Here is a 22,900-nt window from a genome sequence, read left to right as displayed (position 1 = left end):
ATTGTCGTTCACGTCGGGAAGTCCCCAGGACCGAGTGTCGTTTTCGGGCCCACCGGTCCGGGGCAGGGGTCCGTGCACGAGCCCGTCGGCGCCGTGCCGTGCGCCGGCCGCCGTGACGCGGTTACGGTCAGGGCTGCCCCTCATCGGACCACCGGGAGCCCCGCACCATGACCACAGCAATCCGACGCGCCGACCGCCGCATCAGCCCGGTCTTCCTCGGGCTCGTCGCCGTCATGGCGGTGTCGGGGTGGGCCGTGTGGAGCGGCACGCTCGCGGCGCACACCGGCTTCGCGGTGTTCTTGTTCGTGGTGTCCGGCTGGATCGTGTCGCTGTGCCTGCACGAGTACGCGCATGCCAGGACCGCGCTGCACAGCGGGGACATCTCGGTGGAGGCCAGGGGCTATCTGACGCTGAACCCGCTGAAGTACACCCATGCGCTGCTCAGCATCGTGCTGCCGGTGATCTTCGTGATCATGGGCGGGATCGGGCTGCCGGGCGGGGCGGTGTTCATCGAGCGGGGCCGGATCCAGGGGCGCTGGCGGCACAGTCTGATCTCGGCGGCCGGGCCGCTGACCAACATCGTGTTCGCGGCGGTGTGCACGGCGCCGTTCTGGCTGGACGGGCTGGCCGGGGTGCCCGCTCCGTTCCGTTTCGCGCTGGCGTTCCTGGCGCTGCTGCAGGTGACCGCCGCGATCTTGAACTTCGTGCCGGTGCCGGGCCTGGACGGCTACGGCGTGATCGAGCCGTGGCTGTCGTACAAGCTGCGGCGGCAGGTGGAGCCGTTCGCGCCGTTCGGCCTGCTGGCGGTCTTCGGGCTGCTGTGGGTCCCGGAGGTCAACCAGGCGTTCTTCGGCCTGGTGGACACGATCCTGCACGGCCTCGGTGTCTCGTCCCTCGACAGCTACCTCGGCCAGCAGCTCTTCCGCTTCTGGCAGGGCGAGCCGCAGCTGCCGCAGGGCGGCGGCGTCTTCTGAGGGGCCGCGCCGGGCCGGTCCGCCGGAGCGGCCGGCCCCGGCGGTCCTGGGCGGGGGCCGCCGTGCTCAGCCGGACTGCCCGGCCCGCTGGAGCTTCGCCCGGCGCAGGTAGAACCACGCCATGTTGCTGGAGATGCCCGCCAGCAGGATCCAGACGATGCCGACGAAGCTGCCCTGGACGAACGCGACCACGGCCGCGGCGACGGACAGGACGCACACGGCGAGGGCCATGAGGGCGAGCCGGCGGGCCGGGCCGGACGGGGGCAAGAGGGGCATGGGGGCGGCTCCTGTCGGGAGTGGTGCGGTCCTCCCCAGTGTCCCCCATGCCCCGTGTGCGCCGGCCGGCGGTCCGGCGGCCCTCGCCGTCGCCCGTTCCCGCGGGGTGCGGCTCAGACGTCGGTGATCCGCAGTCCCGCGTGCGCCTTGTAGCGCCGGTTGACCGAGATCAGGTTGGCGACCAGCGACTCCACCTGGTGGGCGTTGCGCAGCCGGCCGGCGAAGACGCCGCGCATGCCGGGGATACGGGCGGCCAGCGCCTGCACCACGTCGGTGTCGGCGCGGGACTCGCCGAGGACCATCACATCGGTGTCGATCCGCTCGGTCTCGGGGTCCTGCAGCAGCACCGCGGACAGGTGGTGGAAGGCGGCGGCGACCCGGGAATCGGGCAGCAGGGCGGCGGCCTGCTCGGCGGCGCTGCCCTCCTCCGGCTTGAGCGCGTAGGCGCCCTTCTTGTCGAAGCCGAGCGGGTTGACGCAGTCGACGACGAGCTTGCCGGCCAGGTCCTCGCGGAGCGCCTGCAGGGTCTTGGCATGGCCCTCCCACGGCACGGCCACGATCACCACATCGCTGCGCCGGGCGCAGTCGGCGTTCTCCGCGCCCTCGATGCCCAGGCCGAGTTCCCCGGCGGCGGCTTGGGCGCGCTCGGCGGCGCGGGAGCCGATGATCACCTTCTGGCCGGCCCGGGCGAGCCGGTAGGCCAGGCCGCGGCCCTGGTCGCCGGTGCCGCCGAGGACGCCGACGACCAGGCCGGAGACGTCCGGAAGGTCCCAGGGATCGCGCTGGAGGGCGGCCTTCGCGCGGGTCGCGGCGTTCGGGGACCGGGCATCGTCAGGAGTAGTCATGACAGCGATCCTGTCACGCCCCGGCGGGGAACCGCCCGGGTCCTCGGGATCACACCGCCCGGCCCGCCGCCCCGCGCCCGCCGCGGCGCCCCCTCACGCGCTCACGCCTTCAGGCTGCCGTCGGTCAGGCCGGTGCGCCAGTACCTCTGGAGCACCGTCATCAGCACCATCAGCGGCACCACGGACAGGAAGGCGCCGCCCACCGTGTACTGGTAGAGCACCGGTTGGCGGTCGGCGTAGCCGGTCCAGGAGGTCAGGCCCAGCTGGACGGGGTAGAGGCCGGAGTCCGAGAGCATCACCAGCGGCAGGAAGTAGTTGTTCCAGATGTGCACGAACTGGAACAGGAAGACGGTCACCAGCGCCGGGGTCATCAGCCGCAGCGCCAGCCCGCCGAAGATCCTGGCCTCCCCGGCTCCGTCGATCCGGGCCGCTTCCAGCAGCGAGTCGGGAACCGCGGCGGCCGCGTAGATCCGGCACAGGTAGACGCCGAACGGGCTGACCGCGCTGGGGATCAGCACCGCCCCGTAGGTGTCGGCCAGCCCCATCGCGCTGAAGAGGAAGTAGAGCGGCAGGGCCAGCGCGGTGCCGGGGACCAGCACGCCGGCCAGCACCACGGTGAAGACCGCGTCCCGGCCGGGGAACGGGAACTTGGCGAGCGCGTAGCCGGCCGCCGCGGACAGCAGGGTGGCGCAGACCGCGCCGGTCCCGGCGTAGAGGAGGGAGTTGGCGAGCCAGCGGACGTAGATGCCGTGGTCGTAGGCCAGCACCTCGGTGAGGCGGTCGACGGGGTGCGGGTCGGCGAACCAGAAGCCGAAGGTGCCGAAGAGGTCGGCGCTGTTCTTGGTGGCGGAGACCACCAGCCAGTAGACGGGGACCAGGAAGTAGAGCGCGGCGACGGTCAGCAGCGAGGCGGTGATGATCCGGTGGCGGAGCGGGGGCGGGGTCACCGGCGCTCCCCGGCGTGCCCGCCGGCCAGCCGCAGGAAGCCGAAGGACAGCGCGCACGCCACCAGCGCGAGCAGGACCGCCTCGGCCGCCGCCACCTGCGGGTTGTTGCCGACGAACGCCTCGCTGTAGGCGTGCAGGTTGGGGGTGTAGCCGGAGTCGACGGAGGAGGCCAGCGGGCGCAGCACCATGGGTTCGGCGAACAGCTGGAGCGTGCCGATGATGCTGAAGACACCGGTGAGCTGGAGCGCCGGGCGGATCAGCGGGATCTTGATGTGGCGGGCGACCTGCCAGGCGCTCGCCCCGTCGATCCGCGCCGCCTCGTACAGCTCTCCCGGTACGGACTTGAGCTGGGCGATCAGCACCAGCATGTTGTAGCCGGTGAACTGCCAGGTGACGATGTTGGCGAGGGACCACAGGACGGTGCCGCGGGAGAGGAAGTCGAGGTGCCAGCCCAGGGAGTCGGCGATCTTCACCAGCGGGCTGATGCCCGGCACGTAGAGGAAGCCCCACAGGATGGAGGCGATCACTCCGGGCACGCCGTACGGCAGGAAGAAGGCGGTGCGGAAGAAGGCGACCCCGCGGGCGCTCGCGCTCTCCAGCAGCAGCGCGAGGGCGGTGGCCAGCACGATCATCAGCGGGATCTGGACGGCGCCGAAGAGCAGCACCCGGCCGAAGCCGGCCAGGAACCGGTCGTCGGCGAGCGCGTGGGCGTAGTTGGCGAGGCCGGCGAAGGTCTCGTGTTCCCGGCCGAGGCCGAGCGGGCCGGTGCGTTCGGTCCGGTGCAGGCTCTGGTGGAGGGCGTAGCCGAGGGGGGCGAGGAAGCAGAGGCAGAAGAGGGCGAGGAAGGGCAGGACGAACCCGGCGGCGGCGCGGGCGTCGCGGGTGCGGGTGCGCCGGGCGCGGCGCGGGCGGCTGCCGCCGGCCCCGCGGGCCCGCTTCCGCCCGGCCTGCTCCGGCCCGCTCGGCACGGCCCCGCTCACCCGCCGCTCTCCGCCTTCAGGCCCTTGCCCCTGAGGTCGTCGAGGGTCTGGCGCTGCACCGTCGCCAGGACCGAGCGGAACGAACTGCCGTCGGCGAGCGCGTCGGTGAAGGCGTCGCCGAGCCGCTGGTAGAGCGTGTCCACCCCGGGGCCCCAGCGCCAGCTGGTGTCCACATGCGCCCCGGCGTCCGCGAAGACCCTGCTGTACGCCTGGCCGCCGAAGAAGTCCTTGTCGACGTCGAGGTCGGTGGTGTCCCAGCCCTTCTTGGCGCTGGGGAAGCCGTAGCCGCCGTCGATGAGCAGGGCGATCGACTCGGGGGCGGTGTTGAGCCAGACGGCGAAGTCCAGGGCGTCCCTGGGGTAGCGGGCCTTGGCGAAGACGGCGGTTGTCGAGCCGCCCCAGTTGGCGAAGTCCTGGGCGCCGGCCTTCCACTGCGGCAGCGGCGCGGCCCGCCACTTGCCCTTGGTGCCCGGCGCGTTGCCGGCCAGCAGGGCGTCGCCCCAACTGGCGCCCAGCCAGGCCGGGATGGCGCCGGTCTGCACATCCTTGTACCAGGCGTTCTGCCGGTCCGGGATGGTCTTGACGAGCTTTCGCCGGACCAGGGACTCCCAGTAGTCGGCGACCTTGCGGGTGGGCTCGTCGTCGATGTGCACGATCCAGGTGTCGCCGTGCGTCGCGTACCACCTGGCGCCGGCCTGCCAGGCGAGGCCGGCGAGGCGGTTGCCGTTGGTGGGGGCGAAGGTCTCGATCCAGGCGCCCTTCCTGCGGACGGCTTTGGCGGCGTCCTCGTACTCGTCCCAGGTCCGCGGGGTGGCCACCTCCCACGCGTCGAAGAGGTCCTGGCGGACGAAGAGGCCCATCGGCCCTGAGGCCTGCGGGACGGCGTAGACGCCGCGGCCGAAGACGGCCTGCTGCCACTGCCAGCCGGTGAACTTGTCCTTGTGACGGGCGACGCCGAGCGGGGCGAGGTCGAGCAGCCCGTCGTCGAGGAGGAAGCCGGGGAGGACGGGGAACTCGATCTGGCCCAGGTCGGGCGGGTTGCCGGCCTTGACGGCGGCGTGCATCTTCGCGTACTGCGCGCCGTTGACGGCCGACACCTTCTCGACCTTGACCTGCACTTCGGGGTGCCTGCGGTTCCACAGGTCGACGGGCTTGTCGATGCCCGGCACCCAGGACCAGAAGGTCAGCTGGATCCGCTGCCCCTTCGCGCGCTCGCGGGGCGCGTCGCCGTCGCCGTCCCCGCTGTCGCCGCAGCCGGCGAGTGCCCAGCCGGCGGCGACGGCGGCCGCCCCGCCCAGGACCGTTCTGCGGTGCACGGGGCTGTTGGTCATGTCGGCTCCTCCACGGGTGTGCGGCGGAAGGTGATCGTGCAGTGCCTGCGGAAGCCGCCCGTCCCGGCCGGGTGGCCGTCGGCCGGTGTGCGGGGGAAGTGGGGGCGGGGGTCGCGCGGCGGGCAGGTGCGCGGGCGCGGGCCGGTGGGCCCCTCGGTCCCGGCCCCGTACGGCACGGAGCTCTCGTCCGCCATGGGTCACCCCCAACGGGCAAGGACGTAGGACGTCCCTTGTCCTGCGGCGACCATAGGGAGTGCCCAACTGGCCGTCAAGACACCGCACATGGCACATTCCGCGCCGGCGACGGCGCCGCCGACGGAGGGTGACATCCCGGTGAACGGGGGCGGCGGCGCACGGTCCGGCGCGGGCGCGTCACTGCTCGGTCAGCCGGCGCCGGATGCCGTCGAAGTGCCGGTGCATCGCCGCCACGGCGCGGTCGCCGTCGCCCGCCTCCAACGCGTCGACGATCTCCTGGTGCTGGCGGTACGTCACGTCCGGGTCGGGGCCGTCGTCGGAGAGGTCCTCGCGCACCCGGCGCAGCGCCGCCCAGAACGCGTCCAGCACCTCGCTCAGCAGGTGGTTGCCGAGCGAGCGGTACAGGGCGAGGTGGAAGGCGCGGTCGGTGGCGCTCTGCACCTGCCCGCCCCGCGCCTCCTCCGCCATCCGCTGCACCAGGCCCTTGAGGACGGCGAGATCCTCGGCGGACAGGTCGCGGGCGACGGTCCCGATCAGGCCCGCCTCCAGCGCCTCGCGGACCTCCATCAGCTCGTAGAGGCTGGATTCGCCCTGGTGGTGGCGGACCGCGGCGCGGAAGGCGACGCCCTCGACGAACGGCTCCAGGGTGAGGGGGCCGACGTAGGTGCCGAAGCCGTGCCGGATCTCCACGATGCGCATCGCCTGCAGCGCCTTGAGCGCCTCGCGCACCGAGTTGCGGCTCACGTCGAGCAGGCCGACCAGCTCGGCCTCGGTGGGCAGCGGATCGCCCGGGGTCAGCCCGCGCCGCAGGATCAACTGCTTGATCTGCGCCTGCACATCCTCGGCCATCGTCCCTCGTGCCATGGAAACTCCCTCTCCCGCTCCCGCGCCTGCCACGCGGCCGGCCCGTCCGCCGCCCCCCGCGCCGGGCCGCGGATCCTTGACCGACCGCCTGTGAACAGGTCTATTGTGCTCGACATAGGACATGGGATGTCCTATGTCGGACTCGGAGACCCCGGAGCCCCCATGGCACTGCCCGCCCCCCTGCACGGCGTCGTCCCGCCGGTCTGCACCCCGCTCGGCCCGCACGGCGAGATCGACACCGCCTCGCTGACCCGCCTGGTGCACCACCTCCTCGACGGCGGCGTCCACGGGCTGTTCGCCCTCGGCTCCACCAGCGAGGCCGCCTACCTCACCGACGCCCAGCGCGCCACCGCCCTGGAAACCGTCCTCGAGGCCGCGGACGGCAGGGTCCCGGTGCTCGCCGGGGTCATCGACACCACCACCCCGCGGGTCCTCGACCACGCCCGGACCGCCGCCGCCCTCGGCGCCGACGCCCTCGTCGCCACCGCGCCCTTCTACACCCGCACCCACCCCCGGGAGATCGCCGCGCACTTCCGCCACCTGCGCACGGCCGTCGGCCTCCCGCTGTTCGCCTACGACATCCCCGCCGCCGTCCACAGCAAGCTGTCCCCGTCGCTGGTGCGGGAGCTGGCCGGGGACGACACCCTGGCCGGCCTCAAGGACAGCAGCGGCGACGAGGGCTCGCTGCGCCGCCTGCTCACCGCGCTCGGCGGCCGCGCCGCCCGGCGCACCGGCCCCGCCCCCGGCTTCTCGGTCCTCACCGGCTCCGAACTGACCGTGGACGCGGCCCTGTTGGCGGGCGCCGACGGCGTCGTCCCCGGCCTCGGCAACGTCGACCCGGCCGGCTACGTCCGCCTCTTCGACGCCGCCCGGGCCGGCGACTGGGAGCGGGCGGCCGCCGAACAGGAGCGTCTGGTCGCCCTGTTCACGATGGTCGACGTCGGTCCTGAGCCCGAGATGGGCCGCAGCTCCTCGGCGCTCGGCGCGTTCAAGGCGGCGCTGCACCTCCTCGGCGTGATCGACCGGGGGACCACCGCCGTTCCGCAGCGCCCGCTGAGCGACGACGCCGTGGCGGAGGTGGGACGTCGGCTCACCTCCGCCGGCCTGACCCCCGTCCGCTGAGCCCGCATCCCACGGCGGCGGGCCGGACGGCACACCCGCCCCGCCCTCCGCCAGGGCCCCAAGTCCCGTACGGGTGACGCCCGTGGAAACGGCAGCCGGACGGCGCCGCACTGCGGCAGGATCCGGGCCATGGATGCCGTACGGGTCGCCCTGCTGCGCGAGGTGCTCGCCGGGACCGAGTGGGTGCAGTCCACCCGCCGCTTCGCGGGGACGCTGCGCGGCGCCGTCACCCCCCATGGCGGGGGCCTGCTGCTGGTCGGCAGCGCCGGGTACGAGCCCTGGCACCTGGCCGCCCATCTCGACGACGAGGCCGCCTGGTCGGGCCTGCCCGAGCTGTCGCCGACCCTGGTGCGCCACCGCGTCCCCGGCGGGGCGCCGGCCCATCTGGCGGTGGGGCTCGGCCGGTTGGCGGCGGCCGGGCGCGGCGAGACGCTGCTGGTGGTGACGCCGGAGCAGCCGGGCGCCGGGCTGCTGGAGCGGGTGCACGACGCCCGCCGCAACGGCGCCACGGTGCTCGCCCTGGACGGCGGCGACCGCGACCTGCACACCCTGGCGCACGACGCGCTCGCCGCGTCCCCGGCCCCGCCCGACGGCACGGACGCGGCGTCCGCCGGCCTCGATCTCGACACGGTCCAGCACCTGGTGAGCGCGGCCGCCGGCGAGAACAGCCTGCCGGCGCCCCGCGGACACCGCCGCTTCCGCGACCGGCTGGCCCGCCTCACGGACCGGCTGACGGCTCCGCCCCCGCCCCGCTGGTAGCCCCCGCGGGGCCCCGCCGGCGGGCGAAAACCCTTTGCGCCGGTCCGTGCCGGTACGCACGATGGTGCCCCGTGACCTCGGACAGCGCTCCCCCCTCGGCCCCCGCTCCCCCGCCTGCCACCGGCCCCTCGCGGCCCGTCCGCCGGCGCCTCTCCGCGCTGCTGCCGGACCTGGCGCCCTGGCGCTCCTCGCGCGACTTCCGGCTGCTGTGGTGCGCGGGCGTGATCACGGTCTTCGGCAGCTCGCTGTCCTTCGTGGCCCTGCCGCTGCAGCTGAAGGAGCTGACCGGCTCCACCCTCGCGGTCGGGGCGCTGGGCGCGGTGGAGCTGGTCCCACTGATCGTCTTCGGCCTCTACGGCGGGGCGCTCGCGGACGCCTTCGACCGCCGCCGGCTGGTCCTGTGGACCGAGACCGCGCTCGGCCTGGTCTCCGTCCTGCTGCTGCTCAACAGCGCGCTGCCGCACCCGATGGTGTGGCCGCTGTACGCGGCCGCGGCCGCCACCAGCGCGCTGACCGGTCTGCAGCGGCCGGCCCTGGACGCGCTCGTGCCACGGATCGTCCCGCACGCCGAGCTCGCCGCGGCCGCCGCCCTCAACGCGCTGCGCTGGCAGCTCGGCGCCATCGCCGGGCCCGCGCTGGCCGGCGGGCTGCTGGCCCTCGCCGGGCTGCGCTGGGCGTACGCCGTCGACGCGGCCACCTTCGTGGTCTCGGTGCTGCTCGCCCTGAGGCTGGCCCCGTCGCCCGCCTCGCACGACGCCGAGCGGCCGTCGCTGCGCGGGATCGCCGAGGGCGCGCGCTACGCCTGGAGCCGTAAGGAGCTGCTCGGCACCTACGCCGTCGACGTCGTCGCGATGCTGTTCGCCTTCCCACTGGCGATCTTCCCGTTCCTCGCCGACGACCTCGACGCGCCCTGGGCGCTGGGACTGATGTACGCGGCGCTGCCGGCCGGGTCCCTGCTGGTGAGCCTGACCAGCGGCTGGACCTCACGCGTCCACAGGCAGGGCCGGGCGATCGTGCTCGCCGCCGCGGGCTGGGGGCTGGCGGTGGCCGCCGCGGGGCTGCTGGACCACGTCTGGGCGGTGCTGCTCCTGCTGACCGTGGCCGGCGCCTGCGACATGATCAGTGGCATCTTCCGGTCGGCGATGTGGAACCAGACGATCCCCGACGAGCTGCGCGGCCGCCTGGCCGGTATCGAGCTGCTGTCGTACGCGGCGGGGCCGCAGCTGGGCCAGGTCCGGATCGGCGGCATGGCGGCCCTGACGGGCGTCCGGGCGGCGGTGTCGCTGGGCGGCCTGCTGTGCTTCGCGGGGGTCGGCCTGCTGGCCCTCGGCCTGCCGAAGCTGATGTCCTACGACGCCAGGACGGACGCGCACGCCCGGCGGATGCGGGAAAGCCGCTCCGCCGCCGTGGCCCGCGGCGGCGAGGGGGCCGGGCCGCCCGCGGCGGGCGGCCCGGACGGCGCGGCCGAGCGGGGTGACGGCCCCGGGGCCGGTTCCCCGGCCCCGGACACCGACCCGGCACCGGCCTGAGGCCGGCGGCGTAGCGGGACGCCCCGCCCCGCTACGCCTCCTTGCTGCCGCTCTTCCCCCGGCCCTGGCCGTCGTGCCACTTCGGGTCGTTGTCCCACTCCTGGTTCCGCTCGCGGGCGGTCTCCATGGCGTGGGCGGCCTCCTCACGGGTGCCGTACGGGCCGAAGCGGTCGGCGGCGCGGCACTGGGGCCCTTCCTCGACCGTCCCGTGTTCGAGGCAGTAGTACCACTCGCCCGGCTTGCCGGTCGTACGCCTCTTGAACAGCGCCATTGCCGCCTCCTGTGGATGCTCTTGTGCCACCATCCTGCCCGACGGCCCGCGGATACACTCGCTGGCATGTCTGGCCAGTCGCTTCTTGTCCCGGGGAAGATCTCCCCCACCCGCCCCGTCCCCGCCTCGATCCCGCGCCCCGAGTACGTCGGGAAGGACGCACCCACCCCGTACACGGGGCCCGAGGTGCAGGACGCCGAAACGATCGAGAAGATGCGGATCGCCGGCCGGATCGCCGCGCAGGCGATGGCGGAGGCCGCCAAGCTGATCGCGCCCGGCGTGACCACCGACGAACTCGACCGGGTCGCCCACGAGTTCATGTGCGACCACGGCGCCTACCCGTCCACGCTCGGCTACCGCGGCTTCCCCAAGTCCCTGTGCTCCTCGCTCAACGAGGTGATCTGCCACGGCATCCCGGACTCGACCGTCCTCCAGGACGGCGACATCGTGAACCTGGACGTCACCGCGTACATCAACGGCGTGCACGGCGACAACAACGCCACCTACCTGTGCGGTGACGTGGACGAGGAGTCCCGGCTGCTGGTCGAGCGGACCCGGGAGGCGCTCAACCGCGCGATCAAGGCCGTCAAGCCGGGCCGGCAGATCAACATCATCGGCCGGGTCATCGAGTCGTACGCCAAGCGCTTCGGCTACGGAGTGGTCCGGGACTTCACCGGCCACGGCATCAACTCCTCCTTCCACTCCGGCCTGATCGTTCCGCACTACGACAGCCCGCACCACACCACCGACATCAAGCCCGGCATGACCTTCACCATCGAGCCGATGCTGACGCTGGGGTCCTACGACTACGACATGTGGGACGACGGCTGGACGGTGGTGACCAAGGACCGCAAGCGGACCGCGCAGTTCGAGCACACGCTGGTGGTCACGGACACCGGGGCGGAGATCCTCACGCTGCCCTGACGGGAGCGGCCGGAACTTTACCGACAGGGCGTCGGGAACAGGGGTAGGCTCGTTACCGACAGGACGTCGGGAACGGGTCGACTCAGGTGAGCCTCAGCAGTTGGGTGAGCCCAGGGTCGGCGGCTCCGCGGAGCCGGCCTGTTCCCGTCCTCCCCCAAGCTCTCGAATCCGAGCAGGGGGACCCCCGCCTCGGCCCCCGGAGGTCCGTCTTGGAAGCGTCCAGCCCGGCCCCGCCCCCTCCGTCCGCCCCCGCTCCGTTCTCGGCGGTCATCCGCACCGCGTCCCACGAGCAGCACACCGAGGCCGAGAACTCCTCCTTCATGAGCGACCTCCTCGGCGGCCGGCTCGGCGTCGGGGCCTACCGGCGCTACACCGAGCAGCTGTGGTTCGTCTACCGCGCGCTGGAGGACGCCTCCCCGTCGCTGGCCGCCGACCCGGTCGCGGGCCCCTTCATCCGCCCCGAGCTGGCCCGCACCGCCGCGCTGGAGCGCGACCTCGCCCACCTCGGCGGCCCGCGCTGGCGCACCGGCCTGGAGCCGCTCGCGGCCACGGCCGCCTATGCGGACCGGGTGGCGGCCTGCACCCGCGACTGGCCGGCCGGCTTCGTCGCCCACCACTACACCCGCTACCTCGGCGACCTCTCGGGCGGCCAGATCATCCGCGGCACCGCCGAGAAGACCTGGGGCTTCGCCCGCAAGGGCGACGGGGTGCGGTTCTACGTCTTCGAGGACATCCCCAACCCCGCGGCCTTCAAGCGCGAGTACCGCGCCCTGCTGGACGCCCTGCCGGTGGACGAGCTGGAGAAGCAGCGGGTGGTCGACGAGTGCAAGCGCGCGTTCCGGCTGAACAGCGCGGTCTTCCGGGAGTTGGGCGGGCAGTTCCCGCTGAGCGCGTAGCGGCCCGCGGGGGCGGCCGTCGCCGGCTGCCCCCTGGCCGCTCACCTCCGCTACGGCCCGGCGGGGCACACCCGGCCGCCGACGGCGACGGTGCCGTCCGGGTACGGGCGGGTGAGGATCCGGGAGCCGGCGCCCTGGCGGATGTCGAGCGGGCGCCCGAGTTCGTGGGTCAGCAGCAGGGCGGCGGCGCCGGTCGCCTCGTCCTCGACGACACCGTCGCCGCGCCGCGGGAAGGCCCGCGCCCGGACCACGCCCGCGGCCTCGTCCCGCCAGGCCCAGGCGTAGAGCCAGCCCTCGCCCGGCGGCGGCGCGGGCAGGGCGTCGACCTCGGCCGCCGAGGCGTACCGCCGGGTCGTGCGGGCGGTGACCCACTCCGGGCGCCCGCGCACCCAGACGAGGTCGCCCTCGAAGCGGACCGCGACCTCCCCGGCGGCCGGGCGCAGGGTGCGCGGCGGCCGCCCCAGGGACCGCAGCAGCCAGGCCAGGCCGACCAGCGGGTGGCCGGCGAAGGGGAGGCGGGTGCTCGGGGTACGGATGTCCACGGTGCCGCGGTCGGCGTCGTCGAGGAACACCGTTTCGCTGTAGCCGAGTTCGGCCGCGAGGGCGGCCCGTTCGGCGGCGTGGGGGACGGCCGCGCCGTCGCGGACGACGCCCAGCACATTGCCGCCGGTCCCGTCGGGGCCGCAGAACACCCGGAGCACATCGAGTTCGGTCATCCGGACAGTGAACCGCAGGGCCGGGCGGCGCAGGCGGGGCGGGCCGCCGCCTCGCGGCCCGGCGCCGGGTGGCCGGATGCCCGCCGGCCGGGAGATCCGCCGGTCACGACCCGTCGCGTCGCATGCCCCTTACCTTGACCGCCGCATGACGGATTCGTGACCGGGGGCGCGTCAACCCGTGATCGAGCCGTTGTCCATGAGAGCGGGATCACTGGACGGGGCGGGAAAAACTAGGTAAGCCTCAGATAAGTTAGGGCCGCCTTAGCGGCGACCGCAGTGACTGTTTATCGTTCCGGTACGACACCTCCGTACCACCGAGCCCGCCTGGAGCCCCGTATGCGAGCCCACCGCTCCTCCGTCGTCGCCGCCCTCGCGGCGGTCACGGCCGTCACCGCCGTCGCCGGCTGCGCCGCGAAGAACGACGGCAAGGGAGGCGGCAAGGGTGCCATCGAGGTGACCGCGACCGACTCCAGCTGTGAGCTCTCCGCCAAGGAGTTCCCCGCCGGACATGTCCGGTTCGCGGTGCAGAACAAGGGCTCCAAGGTCACCGAGGTGTACGTCTACGCCGCCGGCGACCGGATCGTGACCGAGCGGGAGAACATCGGCCCCGGCACCAGCGCGGAGATCACCGCGGAGATCAAGGCCGGTTCGTACGAGGTCGCCTGCAAGCCCGGCATGAAGGGCGACGGCATACGCCAGAAGGTGACCGCCAGCGGCAAGGGCGCGCCCGCCGAGCGCGACCCGAAGCTGGACGCCGCGGTCGCCGCCTACCGCCACTACGTCCAGGAGCAGGCCGACCAGACGCTGCCCGCGGCGCAGAAGTTCGCCGACGCGGTCAAGGGCGGCGACGTCGCGGCCGCCAAGAAGACCTACGCGCTGTCCCGGGTGGGCTGGGAGCGCACCGAGCCGGTCGCCGAGTCCTTCGGCGACATCGACCCCAAGGTCGATGTGCGCGCCGACGGCGTGGAGAAGGGCCAGAAGTGGACCGGCTGGCACAAGCTGGAGAAGTCCCTGTGGGAGGAGAAGAAGATCTCCGGGGACGACAAGAAGCTCGCCGGTCAGCTCATCACCGACCTGAAGGACTGGCAGAAGCGGGTCGGCAAGGCCGAGATCACCCCGACCAGCATGGCCAACGGGGCCAAGGAGCTGCTCGACGAGGTGGCCACCGGCAAGGTCACCGGTGAGGAAGAGCGCTACAGCCACACCGACCTGGTCGACTTCCAGGGCAACGTCGAGGGCGCCGAGAAGGCGTACGAGCTGCTCAAGCCGGTCGTCGCCAAGAACGACCCGGCGCTCGCCAAGGAGCTGGACAAGCAGTTCAAGGCGATCCGCGCGCTGCTCGACGACCACCGCGACAGCAAGTCCGCCGACGGCTTCGCCTCCTACGACACCGTCGGCAAGGGCGACCGCAAGAAGCTCTCCGACGGCGTCAACGCGCTCGCCGAGCCGCTGTCCAAGCTGGCCGCCGCCGTGGCCACCACCAAGTAGTCCGCCGCCGGGCAGAGGAGCACGATGACCGAGCACGAGGGCACGACCACCGAGGACGCCGGGGCCGCACGGACCGCCGAGGGGCACGCCCCCTCCCGGCGCTCCCTGCTGGGCTGGGGAGGCGCGGGGCTGGCGCTGGGCGCGGTCGCGGCCGGCGGCACGGCGGCGGCGCTGCGCACCGGCGGCGACGCCCAGCCGGCCGGCGCGGACGCGACCTCGCGCTCCGCGGTCGCCTTCCACGGCAGGCACCAGGCGGGCATCGCCACCGCCGTCCAGGACCGGTTGCACTTCGCCGCGTTCGACGTCACCACCGATGACCGCGACGAGCTGATCGCGCTCCTCAAGGAGTGGACGAAGGCGGCGGCGCGGATGACGGCCGGGGACACGGTCGGCGACGGCGCGGTCGGCGGTCTCGCGGAGGCCCCGCCGGACGACACCGGCGAGGCCCTCGGGCTGCCGCCGTCCCGGCTCACCCTCACCTTCGGCATCGGCCCGACGCTGTTCGAGAAGGACGGCAAGGACCGGTTCGGCCTCAAGGGGCGGCGCCCCGAGGCGCTGATCGACCTGCCGAAGTTCCCCGGCGACAACCTCGACACCGCGCGCAGCGGCGGCGACCTGTGCGTCCAGGCCTGCGCGGACGACCCGCAGGTGGCGGTGCACGCGATCCGCAACCTGGCCCGGATCGGCTTCGGCAAGGTCGCGATCCGCTGGTCACAGCTGGGCTTCGGCAAGACGTCCTCGACGACGCCGGACGCGCAGACCCCGCGCAACATGTTCGGCTTCAAGGACGGCACCCACAACCTCGCCGGCACCGACACCGCCGCGCTCGACAAGCACGTCTGGGTCGCGGACGGCGCGGCGAAGGGCAAGGAGAGCTGGATGGCCGGCGGCTCCTACCTCGTCGCCCGCCGCATCCGGATGCACATCGAGACCTGGGACCGCACCTCCCGCAAGGAGCAGGAGGACATCTTCGGCCGGGACAAGGCCGAGGGCGCGCCGGTCGGCAAGAAGCACGAGCGGGACGCCCCGCACCTGAAGTCGATGCTGCCGACCGCGCACGTCCGCCTCGCGCACCCGGACTCCAACGGCGGGATACGCATCCTGCGCCGCGGCTACTCCTTCACGGACGGTACGGACGGCCTGGGGCGGCTGGACGCGGGGCTGTTCTTCCTCGCCTACCAGCACGACGTGCGTGAGGGCTTCGTGCCGCTCCAGCGGAGGCTGGCGGCGAACGACGCGCTCAACGAGTACATCCAGCACGTGGGTTCCGCGCTCTTCGCGGTGCCGCCGGGCGTCCGCGGCGCGGACGACTGGTGGGGCCGGGAACTGTTCGCCTGACACCGTCGGCGCCGCATCACGGCGCGCCGGCACCATGAAGGAAGGGAAGGAACCGACGTGTTCGGCAACTACCTGATCGGTCTGCGCGAGGGCCTGGAAGCCAGCCTCGTCGTCTGCATCCTCATCGCCTATCTGGTCAAGACCGGGCGGCGGGAGGCGCTGCGCCCGGTCTGGCTCGGCATCACCCTCGCCGTGGTGCTGTCGTTCGCGTTCGGCGCGGCGCTGCAGTTCGGGTCGCAGACCCTGACGTTCAAGGCGCAGGAGGCACTGGGCGGTTCGCTGTCGATCATCGCGGTGGGCCTGGTGACGTGGATGGTCTTCTGGATGCGGCGCACCGCGCGGCATCTGAAGAAGGAGCTGCACGGCAAGCTGGACGCGGCGCTGCAGATGGGCACCGTGGCGCTGGTGGTCACCGCGTTCCTGTCGGTGGGCCGCGAGGGCCTGGAGACCGCGCTGTTCATCTGGACCGCCGCGCAGTCCGCCAACGACGGGGTGCGGCCGCTGGTCGGTGCGCTGCTGGGCCTGCTGACGGCGGTGGCGCTGGGCTGGCTGTTCTACCGCGGCGCGGTGCGGATCAACCTGGCGAAGTTCTTCACCTGGACCGGCGGCATGCTGGTGGTGGTCGCGGCGGGCGTGCTGGCGTACGGCTTCCACGACCTGCAGGAGGCGGACATCCTGCCGGGGCTGACCTCGCAGGCGTTCGACGTCAGCGCACAGATCCCGGCCGACAGCTGGTACGGCACGGTGCTGAAGGGCATCTTCAACTTCCAGCCGGACCCGACCGTCCTTCAGGTCACGGTGTGGGCTCTGTATCTGGTCCCCACCCTCCTGTTCTTCTTCGCCCCCGGTAGGGTTGCGCCGAATCGTGCCACCCCGGCGGCCGCCCCGTCCGCCCCGGTCGCCCCGAAGGAGCCCGAGCCCCATGACACGCAGGTCGCCGTTCCGGGTGCCCGCAACACTGACGTCGACCGTGGCGGCGCTGGTGATACTGAGCGGGTGCATGACGGTGCACGGCGAGAGGGAGATGCTGCCGGCGGTGTCGAAGGCTGAGGGCACCAAGGCGCTCACGCACTTCACCAAGAGCTTCAACAAGGCCAACCGCCGGCTCGACCCGTCGCTGAACCCCTCCTTCGAGGGCGGCGCGCTGCTCGCCATCGACCAGGCCGGGATAAAGGCGTCGCAGGCCCTCCGGCCGCAGGGCAATCCGGGCTTCCCGGACCTGGCGTTCACCGATCCGCACTTCACGGTGCCCAAGCAGGCGGGCTGGCCGAAGTACTTCATCGCGGACGCGGCCAGCAACCGCAAGAACGCCCGGGGGCAGCACACCCGCTGGTTCCTGGTGTTCAGCCGCGACGGCATCGACGAGCAGTGGCGCGCGGTGTACCTGGCGACGTTCGCGGACAACAAGGCACCGGAGCTGAAGACGGACAAGGACGGCTACGCGGAGGCGGTGCCGGCCGGCACGGCCTCCGGCCTCACGGTCGCCCCGGGCAAGCTGAGCAGCTCCTACGCCGCCTACCTCAACACCGGCAAGGGCGGCACCTTCGCCCCCGGCCCGCAGACCGACGGCTGGCGGGAGCGGCGGGCCAAGGACGCCAACAAGCCCGGCCAGCGCATCATGTGGGAGGACTCGCCCGCGAGCTACCCGCCGGTGGCGCTGCGCACCACGGACGGCGGCGCGCTGGTGTTCTTCTCGACCGTCTACCACCAGCAGCAGACGCTGTTCGCCGGGGCGACGATCTCGGTCGGGCGGCTGAAGGGCCTCCTGGACGGGCCGCCGAAGAAGACCAACCGGATGCTCTTCACCACGGTCTCCGGCCAGACGGTCCGGGTGCCCGCCAAGAGCGCCGGCGGGAAGGTCGAGGTGCTCAACCGGATCGAGGCGAAGACCGCGGTCAAGCCGATGTAGCCGGCCGGGGAAACGGGCTCGCGCACAGGGCCGTCGGGGTGACCCGGCGGCCCTTCGGTGTGGGTACGGCGTGTGCGGAGGGGTGCGGCGGAAGGCTCAGCGGCCGATCGGCCAGGCCGCCGCCTCGTGGTGGTGCGGCTCGCGGTCGTTGAACTCCGCGCAGGCGTCGGTGAGCGACTCCAGGAGCGTCAGCGGGTCGGGCAGGGGCAGCTCGGGGCCGCGCAGCCAGCTCACCGCGGGCCGCTCGCCGGGCAGCGCCGAGGGGGGCAGCAGCACATAGCTGCCGCGGCAGTGCCAGCGCAGGCCCGGGTGCTCGTCCATGGTCTCGGGGTGGCAGTCCAGCTCGCAGGGCCACCACTCGTCCTCGTCGTCCGGGGTGCCGCGGGTGGCGGTGAAGAAGAGCATCCGGCCGTCGAAGCCGGCGCCGCTGAGGGTGATCGGGCCGACGTCGATGCCCGCCGCGTCCAGCCGCCCCAGGGCGCTGCGGCCCGCCTCGACGGGGACGTCCAGGACGTCGTGGGTGATGCCGGTGGCGGTGATGAAGTTGGCCTGCGGGAGGGTGCGGACCCAGGCGGCGACCTTGTCGCGGTCGGTGGTGGCGACGGTCTGCCAGCCGAAGGAGATGGGATGGCGGGCGGGGGTGGGACAGCCGATGCGTTCACAGGAACAGCCGTAGCCGGAGGGGTGCGCCGCCGGCGCCACGGGGAAGCCCGCGTCGGCCGCCGCCAGCAGCAGGTCCTCGCGGCTGCGCGCAGCCGCCGATCCCGTGTCCGTATCGCCGCCGTTTGATCCGCTCTTCGGCCGGCGCAGCCACTGGGAGAACCTGCTCTTGCGTTCCATCTATCCCCTCACTTCGAGCGGTGGTCTGGGATCAATGCTGCCACCATCCTGCTCCTCGGGTGACCGGTGTGGAGATCCGGGGTGAACGAAGGGCGGACCAATACCGGCAATTCAGGTCATCGGCGGCAGTGTGCCGCCGCCGGCGACCGGCCGCCGGGTGGGTTCAGCCTCGGGGCCGCAGTCCGCACAGTGCCTGGTCGACGAGGGTGTCGACGAAGTCGTAGGTCAGTTCGCCGGTGCGCATCAGCCAGCGCTGTGAGAAGGGACTCAGCATCATCTCGGTGGCGATCCGCAGATCGACGCCGTCGGCGATCTCCCCGGCCTCCCGGGCCGCCCGCAGCCGGTCGATGTAGACCTGGGTGCCGGGTTCCATCAGCCGTGCGACGAAGGTGCGGGAGAGCTGCTCGTCGTTGGCGCCGGCGGCGGCCAGGGCGCGGTAGGGGGCCTGGAACGCCGGATCGTTGAACTCGTCGACGGTGGCGTGCAGCACGGCCTTCAGGTCCGCGGCCAGGTCGCCGGTGTCCGGCAGGCCCTGCGCGGAGTAGTCCTCGACGCCGACGGTGAACGCGTCCAGCAGGACGGCGGCCTTGGAGGGCCACCAGCGGTAGATCGTCTGCTTGCCGACCCCGGCCCGGGAGGCGATGCCTTCGATCGTGAGCTTGTCGTAGCCGACCTCGCCGACGAGGGCGAGGGCGGCGTCGAAGATCGCCCGGCGGGAGCGTTCGCTGCGGCGGGTGGAGTCAGGGGCTGCTTTGTCGGCCATGCGGCGGAGTCTAGCGAGACGGAAGGCGAGACGTATCGCCTTGACGAGACGCACCGTCTCGCTCATAGTGGATGCGAGCGAGACGCCTCGTCTCGCTTCGCTGGTGAAGCGGACGATGAGGAAGGGGAACTCCATGAGCCGGGGAAACGCGGGCGGGATGCTCGGGGTCGGCGGTACCCGTACCAAGCTTTCGCGCGGGGCGCTGCGGGGAGGCGGCGGCGCGGATGCCGCCGGACGGGCGCGGGGCCGTGCGGAGGAGCGGCGGCAGGAGTTGCTGCGGAGGTTCCAGGAGCGGGTGCGGGAGGAATAGTGGGGGTTGCGGTGGGCGGGGCCCTGCCGGTGCGGCGGGGTCAGGGCCAGGGGTCGCCCCAGGAGGTGTCGCGGGCCTCGCGGTAGTGGGTGCCGTGGCGCTTGGTCACGGTGGTGCGCTGGAGGCCGTCGCGGGCCGTGCACAGGTCCAGGAGGACCTGGCCCTTGCGGAGTTGGGGCTTGCGGGTGACGCGGGCGGGGGCGGGGGCCGCGTCGAGGGTGGTGGCGGCGACGTAGCTGAACTTCTCGTCCTCGTACGGGAGGGAGCCGCCCTTGACCTGGCGGTGCAGGGAGGAGCGGCTGACCCGGGCCGCGAAGTGACACCAGTCTTCCCCGGGGACGATGGGGCAGGTGTCGCCGTGCGGGCAGGGGGCGACGATGCGCAGGCCGGCCTCGGTGAGCTGGGTGCGGGCCTCGCGGATGCGGAGGTAGCCGTCGGGGGTGCCCGGTTCGATCAGGACGACGGCCGTCGCGGCGGCGGCCGCGGCGGCGACGACGGCGCGGCGGTCGTCGGGGCGGAGTTCGCCCAGGACGTAGGAGACGGTGACGAGGTCCGTGCCGTCGGGGACGGTCAGGCCCGCGCCGATGGTCTGCCGCCGCCACTCGGTGTCGGGCAGGGTCTTGGCGGCCAGCTCCCGGCCGAGGTCGAGGGCGGGCTGGGCCCAGTCCAGGACGGTGCTGCGGTGGCCGTCCCAGGTGGCCGCGGCGGCCCAGGTGGCGGCTCCGGTGCCGCCGCCGATGTCGGTATGGGTGGCCGGGGACCAGTCGGGGACCCGGGCGGCGAACGCGGCCAGGGCGGCGCGTACCGCCTCGAAGGTGGCCGGCATGCGGTAGGCGGCGTAGGCGGCCACATCCGCGCGGTCGCGCAGGACCGGGGCGTCGGTGGGGGTGGTCCCCCGGTAGTTGGTGATCAGCCGCTCGACGGCCTGCGCGGCCTGTTTGGGCGGCAGGCCGTCGAGCAGGCCCGCCAGCGCGGCGCGCAGTTCCTCGTGCATGGGGGAAATTCTACGGGGCCCCGCGGCGGGCCCCGCCCGGTCAGGTGGCGCGGGAGACCGCGCGGGCCAGCCGGGTGGCGGCCGCGGCGCGCGGGGCGCTGCCGCCGTCACGGCGGCGGGGGTGGACGGTGTTGGCGAGGAGGACGAGGAAGGTGTCGGTGGCGCGGTCGAGGACCAGGCTGGTGCCGGTGAAGCCGGTGTGCCCGGCGGCGCCGCGGCCCGCCAACTCGCCCATGAAATACGGCTGGTCGACCGCGAAGCCGAGGCCGGGCGGGTCGAGCAGGGCGGCGACCGCGCGGGGGCCGAGGATGCGGGCGGTGCCGTAGGCGCCGCCGTTGAGCAGCGTGCGGCACAGTACGGCCAGGTCCTGGGCGGTGGAGAAGAGGCCCGCGTGGCCGGCCACGCCGCCCAGGGCCCAGGCGTTCTCGTCGTGCACCTCGCCGCGGACCAGGCCGCGGTCCGCCTTGGCCCAGGGCCGCCGCTGGTCCTCGGTCGCCGCCACGCCCTGGGGGGCCAGCGGGCCGTAGGTGGTGCTGGACATGCCGAGCGGGCCGGTGACGCCGTCCCGGATCAGGGCGTCGAGCCGGTGGCCGGTGCGCTGTTCCAGGAGCAGCTGGAGGGCGATGAGGTTGAGGTCGGAGTAGCGGTGGGCGGCGCCGGGGCGGCCGCTGGGGGCGGCGGCCTCCGTCCACAGGAGCGCCAGTTGGGCGGCGCGGGTCCGGTGGTCGTGGAAGGGCAGTTCGGGCGCGAGGCCGGAGGTGTGGGTGAGGAGCTGCCGCACGGTGATGCCGGGGGCGAAGGCGGGCAGCTCGGCGCGGACCTCGTCGTCGAGGGCCAGCCGGCCGCGTTCGATCTGCTGGACCGCGGCGATGGCGGTGAAGAGCTTGCTGAGCGAGGCGAGGTCGAAGACGGTGCCCACCCGCATCGGCTCCCACTGGTCGCGGGGCAGGTCGATGCCGCGGTCGCGGTCGGGGTCGTGGGCGCGGTAGCGCAGTGCCCAGCCCGCGGCGGCCTCGGCGGCGACGACGGGGCCGCGGCCGGCCAGGACGACGGCGCCGGGCGCCCAGGGCGGACGGCCCTCGGGCAGCGCCCGCACGCCGCGGACCAGCCGCTCGGTCCAGGCGGGGTCCAGCCCCGCCCGGGACGGCGTGCCGTAGGTGAGTCTCGGTGCGTTCAGCGCGGGGTCCTCTCTCCGGCCGTGCTCCCGGTGGTCTCCCCCCTACGCTGCCACGGGCGGCACAGTCCCAGGAAGCTCACGAGCGCCAATATGGCGCAGGAGAGCTGTACGAGGGCCATCGGCAGGGCCGTCCGCTCGCCCGCGATGCCCACCAGCGGGGAGGCCACCGAGCCGAGCAGGAAGGTGGAGGTGCCCAGCAGCGCGGAGGCGGAGCCGGCCGCGTGCGGGGTGCGCAGCAGCGCCAGGGTGTTGGTGCTCGGCATGACCAGGCCCATCGCCGCCATGAGGACGAAGAGGCCGGCGGCGACGGGGACCAGGCCGGGGCGGCCGAGGACGCCGGAGGACATCACCAGCAGCGCGGCCGCGGCGAGCGCGATCACGGCCAGTCCGGTGCCGAGCACCTTGTCGAGCCCGACCCGGCCGACCAGGAACTTGCCGTTGAACTGGCCGACGAGCACCAGGCCGACGGAGTTGAGCCCGAAGAGCAGACTGAAGGTCTGCGGGGAGGCGCCGTAGATCTCCTGGACCACGAACGGGGAGGCGGAGATGTAGGAGAAGAGGGCGGCGAAGGCGAAGGCGCCGACCAGGAGGTAGCCGGAGAAGGGCCGGTCGGCGAGCAGGTCGCGCATGGTGCGCAGGGTCTGGCCGAGGCCGCCGGGGTGGCGGCGGGCGGGCGGCAGGGTCTCGTCGAGCCTGCGCCACACCAGGAGGGTGAGCGCCACCCCGACGGCGGTGAGGACGACGAACACGCCGCGCCAGTCGGTGATCCGCAGGATCTGGCCGCCGATGAGCGGGGCGACGACCGGCGCCACCCCGGAGATCAGCATCAGGGTGGAGAAGAACCGGGCCATCGCGACGCCGTCGTACAGGTCGCGGACCACCGCCCGGGCGATGACGATGCCGGCGGCCCCCGCGAGTCCCTGCAACAGGCGGCAGGCGATGAGGAGTTCGGCGGTGGGGGCGAACGCGCACAGGGCCGTCGCCAGGACGTAGACCACCATCCCGGCCAGCAGCGGACGGCGGCGGCCCCACTTGTCGCTCATCGGGCCGACGATCATCTGCCCCAGCGCCATGCCCGCCAGGCACGTGGTCAGGGTGAGCTGGACGGTGGCAGCGGGGCTGTGCAGGGCGGCGGTGACCTGCGGCAGGGCGGGCAGATACATGTCCATCGAGAGCGGCGGGACCGCCGTGAGGCCGCCGAGGACGAGGGTGACCAGGAGGCTGGTGCGGCGGGACGCGACGGGTGCAGCGGGTGCTGCCGCTGCCGCGTCCCGCCCGGCTATGGCGGGAAGGTCCTGGGGATCGGCCGCGCCGGACTCCGTCATCTGCGTCTCCATGGGTCGTCGAGGGCTGCACCATGGTGTCACGCGCGAGGCGGCTCCCAGCAGGTTCCGGACCGGTCCCTTGGGCGGAGACCGGCTCGTTCCGCGGTCCTGGTCCGCGGGTCCCGGA

The 22,900-nt window shown here is 73.5% G+C and carries 25 protein-coding genes; 11 read left to right on the top strand and 14 right to left on the bottom strand.

The genetic code is table 11. From position 1 onward, the window contains the following. Window positions 1-167: 167 nt before the first annotated feature. The gene (locus K7396_RS25930; RefSeq protein ID WP_086721977.1) at window positions 168-974 is read left to right on the top strand and encodes a site-2 protease family protein; all 807 of its coding nucleotides are present in this window, start codon (window positions 168-170) and stop codon (window positions 972-974) included. A gap of 66 nt (window positions 975-1,040) precedes the next feature. On the opposite strand, the gene K7396_RS25925 is transcribed toward K7396_RS25930, so the two are convergent. The 7 genes from K7396_RS25925 to K7396_RS25895 all read right to left on the bottom strand — a co-directional run bounded on the left by K7396_RS25925 (window position 1,041) and on the right by K7396_RS25895 (window position 6,412). Further along, window positions 1,041-1,250 (bottom strand): hypothetical protein, encoded by a 210-nt coding sequence (locus tag K7396_RS25925; protein ID WP_086721976.1) that lies wholly within the window; start codon window positions 1,248-1,250, stop codon window positions 1,041-1,043. Window positions 1,251-1,363: 113 nt separating this feature from the next. Next, on the bottom strand, window positions 1,364-2,095 hold the full coding sequence (npdG, locus tag K7396_RS25920) for an NADPH-dependent F420 reductase (protein WP_086721938.1): 732 nt from the start codon (window positions 2,093-2,095) through the stop codon (window positions 1,364-1,366). A 101-nt stretch (window positions 2,096-2,196) separates the two neighbouring features. After that, the gene (locus K7396_RS25915) at window positions 2,197-3,042 is read right to left on the bottom strand and encodes a carbohydrate ABC transporter permease (RefSeq protein ID WP_086721937.1); all 846 of its coding nucleotides are present in this window, start codon (window positions 3,040-3,042) and stop codon (window positions 2,197-2,199) included. Then, window positions 3,039-4,010 (bottom strand): carbohydrate ABC transporter permease, encoded by a 972-nt coding sequence (locus K7396_RS25910; protein ID WP_086721939.1) that lies wholly within the window; start codon window positions 4,008-4,010, stop codon window positions 3,039-3,041. The genes K7396_RS25915 and K7396_RS25910 overlap by 4 nt, the downstream gene beginning before the upstream one ends. 8 nt (window positions 4,011-4,018) lie before the next feature. After that, entirely contained in the window at window positions 4,019-5,353 is a 1,335-nt protein-coding gene (locus tag K7396_RS25905; RefSeq protein ID WP_086721936.1) for an ABC transporter substrate-binding protein, read from the bottom strand. Continuing rightward, window positions 5,350-5,547, bottom strand: coding sequence for a hypothetical protein (locus K7396_RS25900; protein WP_152104965.1), 198 nt, complete (start codon window positions 5,545-5,547; stop codon window positions 5,350-5,352). The genes K7396_RS25905 and K7396_RS25900 overlap by 4 nt, the downstream gene beginning before the upstream one ends. Window positions 5,548-5,725: 178 nt before the next feature. Beyond that, window positions 5,726-6,412, bottom strand: coding sequence for a FadR/GntR family transcriptional regulator (locus K7396_RS25895; RefSeq protein ID WP_152104966.1), 687 nt, complete (start codon window positions 6,410-6,412; stop codon window positions 5,726-5,728). A 162-nt stretch (window positions 6,413-6,574) separates the two neighbouring features. Here K7396_RS25895 and K7396_RS25890 point away from each other — a divergent pair, with 162 nt between their 5' ends. From K7396_RS25890 to K7396_RS25880, 3 genes are all read left to right on the top strand, one after another. Then, window positions 6,575-7,534 carry a dihydrodipicolinate synthase family protein gene (locus K7396_RS25890; RefSeq protein WP_086721036.1) on the top strand — a complete coding sequence of 320 codons (960 nt, stop codon included), beginning with the start codon at window positions 6,575-6,577 and terminating at the stop codon, window positions 7,532-7,534. A 129-nt stretch (window positions 7,535-7,663) separates the two neighbouring features. Next, window positions 7,664-8,293: a hypothetical protein gene (locus K7396_RS25885; RefSeq protein ID WP_152104967.1), complete on the top strand. Its 630-nt coding sequence runs from the start codon at window positions 7,664-7,666 to the stop codon at window positions 8,291-8,293. Window positions 8,294-8,451: 158 nt separating this feature from the next. After that, window positions 8,452-9,822, top strand: a complete 1,371-nt coding sequence (locus K7396_RS25880; RefSeq protein WP_223660420.1) for an MFS transporter — start codon at window positions 8,452-8,454, stop codon at window positions 9,820-9,822. A gap of 31 nt (window positions 9,823-9,853) precedes the next feature. Here the strand turns inward: K7396_RS25880 and K7396_RS25875 are convergent, their stop codons facing one another. Beyond that, window positions 9,854-10,093 (bottom strand): hypothetical protein, encoded by a 240-nt coding sequence (locus tag K7396_RS25875; protein WP_152104969.1) that lies wholly within the window; start codon window positions 10,091-10,093, stop codon window positions 9,854-9,856. Window positions 10,094-10,159: 66 nt separating this feature from the next. On the opposite strand from K7396_RS25875, the gene map reads away from it, so the two are divergent. Together map and K7396_RS25865 are read left to right on the top strand one after the other, a co-directional pair. Beyond that, window positions 10,160-11,017, top strand: a complete 858-nt coding sequence (gene map / locus K7396_RS25870) for a type I methionyl aminopeptidase (protein WP_152104970.1) — start codon at window positions 10,160-10,162, stop codon at window positions 11,015-11,017. 209 nt (window positions 11,018-11,226) lie between these two features. Continuing rightward, the gene (locus tag K7396_RS25865; protein ID WP_152104971.1) at window positions 11,227-11,913 is read left to right on the top strand and encodes a biliverdin-producing heme oxygenase; all 687 of its coding nucleotides are present in this window, start codon (window positions 11,227-11,229) and stop codon (window positions 11,911-11,913) included. Between the two features lie 50 nt (window positions 11,914-11,963). Here K7396_RS25865 and K7396_RS25860 read toward each other — a convergent pair whose 3' ends face one another. After that, complete coding sequence (locus tag K7396_RS25860) at window positions 11,964-12,629, bottom strand: PhzF family phenazine biosynthesis protein (protein WP_152104972.1); 666 nt, start codon at window positions 12,627-12,629, stop codon at window positions 11,964-11,966. Window positions 12,630-12,965: 336 nt separating this feature from the next. Between K7396_RS25860 and efeO the strand changes: the two genes are divergently transcribed. The 4 genes from efeO to K7396_RS25840 are packed head-to-tail and all read left to right on the top strand — an operon-like array spanning window position 12,966 to window position 17,364. Continuing rightward, window positions 12,966-14,117 carry an iron uptake system protein EfeO gene (gene efeO, locus K7396_RS25855; RefSeq protein WP_086719755.1) on the top strand — a complete coding sequence of 384 codons (1,152 nt, stop codon included), beginning with the start codon at window positions 12,966-12,968 and terminating at the stop codon, window positions 14,115-14,117. A gap of 24 nt (window positions 14,118-14,141) precedes the next feature. Next, a complete protein-coding gene (efeB, locus tag K7396_RS25850) occupies window positions 14,142-15,455 on the top strand; it encodes an iron uptake transporter deferrochelatase/peroxidase subunit (protein WP_086719754.1) in 1,314 nt (437 codons plus the stop codon). A gap of 57 nt (window positions 15,456-15,512) precedes the next feature. After that, window positions 15,513-16,505 (top strand): iron uptake transporter permease EfeU, encoded by a 993-nt coding sequence (gene efeU, locus K7396_RS25845; protein ID WP_086719753.1) that lies wholly within the window; start codon window positions 15,513-15,515, stop codon window positions 16,503-16,505. Further along, window positions 16,492-17,364, top strand: coding sequence for a hypothetical protein (locus tag K7396_RS25840; protein WP_223660205.1), 873 nt, complete (start codon window positions 16,492-16,494; stop codon window positions 17,362-17,364). The genes efeU and K7396_RS25840 overlap by 14 nt, the downstream gene beginning before the upstream one ends. A 96-nt stretch (window positions 17,365-17,460) precedes the next feature. Here K7396_RS25840 and K7396_RS25835 read toward each other — a convergent pair whose 3' ends face one another. After that, window positions 17,461-18,204, bottom strand: a complete 744-nt coding sequence (locus K7396_RS25835; protein WP_086719752.1) for a bifunctional DNA primase/polymerase — start codon at window positions 18,202-18,204, stop codon at window positions 17,461-17,463. A 163-nt stretch (window positions 18,205-18,367) separates the two neighbouring features. Then, on the bottom strand, window positions 18,368-18,967 hold the full coding sequence (locus tag K7396_RS25830; RefSeq protein ID WP_152104973.1) for a TetR/AcrR family transcriptional regulator: 600 nt from the start codon (window positions 18,965-18,967) through the stop codon (window positions 18,368-18,370). A 133-nt stretch (window positions 18,968-19,100) separates the two neighbouring features. On the opposite strand from K7396_RS25830, the gene K7396_RS25825 reads away from it, so the two are divergent. Next, a complete protein-coding gene (locus K7396_RS25825) occupies window positions 19,101-19,277 on the top strand; it encodes a DUF6243 family protein (protein WP_170314303.1) in 177 nt (58 codons plus the stop codon). 40 nt (window positions 19,278-19,317) lie between these two features. Here the strand turns inward: K7396_RS25825 and K7396_RS25820 are convergent, their stop codons facing one another. The 3 genes from K7396_RS25820 to K7396_RS25810 all read right to left on the bottom strand — a co-directional run bounded on the left by K7396_RS25820 (window position 19,318) and on the right by K7396_RS25810 (window position 22,773). Next, a complete protein-coding gene (locus tag K7396_RS25820; RefSeq protein WP_152104974.1) occupies window positions 19,318-20,271 on the bottom strand; it encodes a small ribosomal subunit Rsm22 family protein in 954 nt (317 codons plus the stop codon). 40 nt (window positions 20,272-20,311) lie between these two features. Beyond that, window positions 20,312-21,367, bottom strand: a complete 1,056-nt coding sequence (locus K7396_RS25815; RefSeq protein ID WP_174886989.1) for a serine hydrolase domain-containing protein — start codon at window positions 21,365-21,367, stop codon at window positions 20,312-20,314. 77 nt (window positions 21,368-21,444) lie between these two features. Then, window positions 21,445-22,773 (bottom strand): multidrug effflux MFS transporter, encoded by a 1,329-nt coding sequence (locus K7396_RS25810; protein WP_086719958.1) that lies wholly within the window; start codon window positions 22,771-22,773, stop codon window positions 21,445-21,447. Window positions 22,774-22,900: the final 127 nt, after the last annotated feature.

This window comes from Streptomyces angustmyceticus, assembly GCF_019933235.1.
In the GTDB taxonomy this organism is placed as follows: domain Bacteria; phylum Actinomycetota; class Actinomycetes; order Streptomycetales; family Streptomycetaceae; genus Streptomyces; species Streptomyces angustmyceticus.
Note: the sequence above shows the minus strand (reverse complement) of the source record. Positions and strands in the feature narration are given on the sequence as shown.

Excerpts from the sequence above, each read along its gene's own strand:
- K7396_RS25835 (WP_086719752.1), bottom strand. The coding sequence starts at position 18,204 with ATGGAACGCAAGAGCAGGTTCTCCCAGTGGCTGCGCCGGCCGAAGAGC.
- K7396_RS25820 (WP_152104974.1), bottom strand. The coding sequence starts at position 20,271 with ATGCACGAGGAACTGCGCGCCGCGCTGGCGGGCCTGCTCGACGGCCTG.
- K7396_RS25825 (WP_170314303.1), top strand. The coding sequence starts at position 19,101 with ATGAGCCGGGGAAACGCGGGCGGGATGCTCGGGGTCGGCGGTACCCGT.
- K7396_RS25905 (WP_086721936.1), bottom strand. The coding sequence starts at position 5,353 with ATGACCAACAGCCCCGTGCACCGCAGAACGGTCCTGGGCGGGGCGGCC.
- K7396_RS25925 (WP_086721976.1), bottom strand. The coding sequence starts at position 1,250 with ATGCCCCTCTTGCCCCCGTCCGGCCCGGCCCGCCGGCTCGCCCTCATG.
- K7396_RS25875 (WP_152104969.1), bottom strand. The coding sequence starts at position 10,093 with ATGGCGCTGTTCAAGAGGCGTACGACCGGCAAGCCGGGCGAGTGGTAC.
- K7396_RS25895 (WP_152104966.1), bottom strand. The coding sequence starts at position 6,412 with ATGGCACGAGGGACGATGGCCGAGGATGTGCAGGCGCAGATCAAGCAG.
- npdG (WP_086721938.1), bottom strand. The coding sequence starts at position 2,095 with ATGACTACTCCTGACGATGCCCGGTCCCCGAACGCCGCGACCCGCGCG.
- efeB (WP_086719754.1), top strand. The coding sequence starts at position 14,142 with ATGACCGAGCACGAGGGCACGACCACCGAGGACGCCGGGGCCGCACGG.
- efeO (WP_086719755.1), top strand. The coding sequence starts at position 12,966 with ATGCGAGCCCACCGCTCCTCCGTCGTCGCCGCCCTCGCGGCGGTCACG.
- K7396_RS25810 (WP_086719958.1), bottom strand. The coding sequence starts at position 22,773 with ATGACGGAGTCCGGCGCGGCCGATCCCCAGGACCTTCCCGCCATAGCC.
- K7396_RS25900 (WP_152104965.1), bottom strand. The coding sequence starts at position 5,547 with ATGGCGGACGAGAGCTCCGTGCCGTACGGGGCCGGGACCGAGGGGCCC.
- K7396_RS25930 (WP_086721977.1), top strand. The coding sequence starts at position 168 with ATGACCACAGCAATCCGACGCGCCGACCGCCGCATCAGCCCGGTCTTC.
- K7396_RS25885 (WP_152104967.1), top strand. The coding sequence starts at position 7,664 with ATGGATGCCGTACGGGTCGCCCTGCTGCGCGAGGTGCTCGCCGGGACC.
- map (WP_152104970.1), top strand. The coding sequence starts at position 10,160 with ATGTCTGGCCAGTCGCTTCTTGTCCCGGGGAAGATCTCCCCCACCCGC.
- K7396_RS25860 (WP_152104972.1), bottom strand. The coding sequence starts at position 12,629 with ATGACCGAACTCGATGTGCTCCGGGTGTTCTGCGGCCCCGACGGGACC.
- K7396_RS25890 (WP_086721036.1), top strand. The coding sequence starts at position 6,575 with ATGGCACTGCCCGCCCCCCTGCACGGCGTCGTCCCGCCGGTCTGCACC.
- K7396_RS25830 (WP_152104973.1), bottom strand. The coding sequence starts at position 18,967 with ATGGCCGACAAAGCAGCCCCTGACTCCACCCGCCGCAGCGAACGCTCC.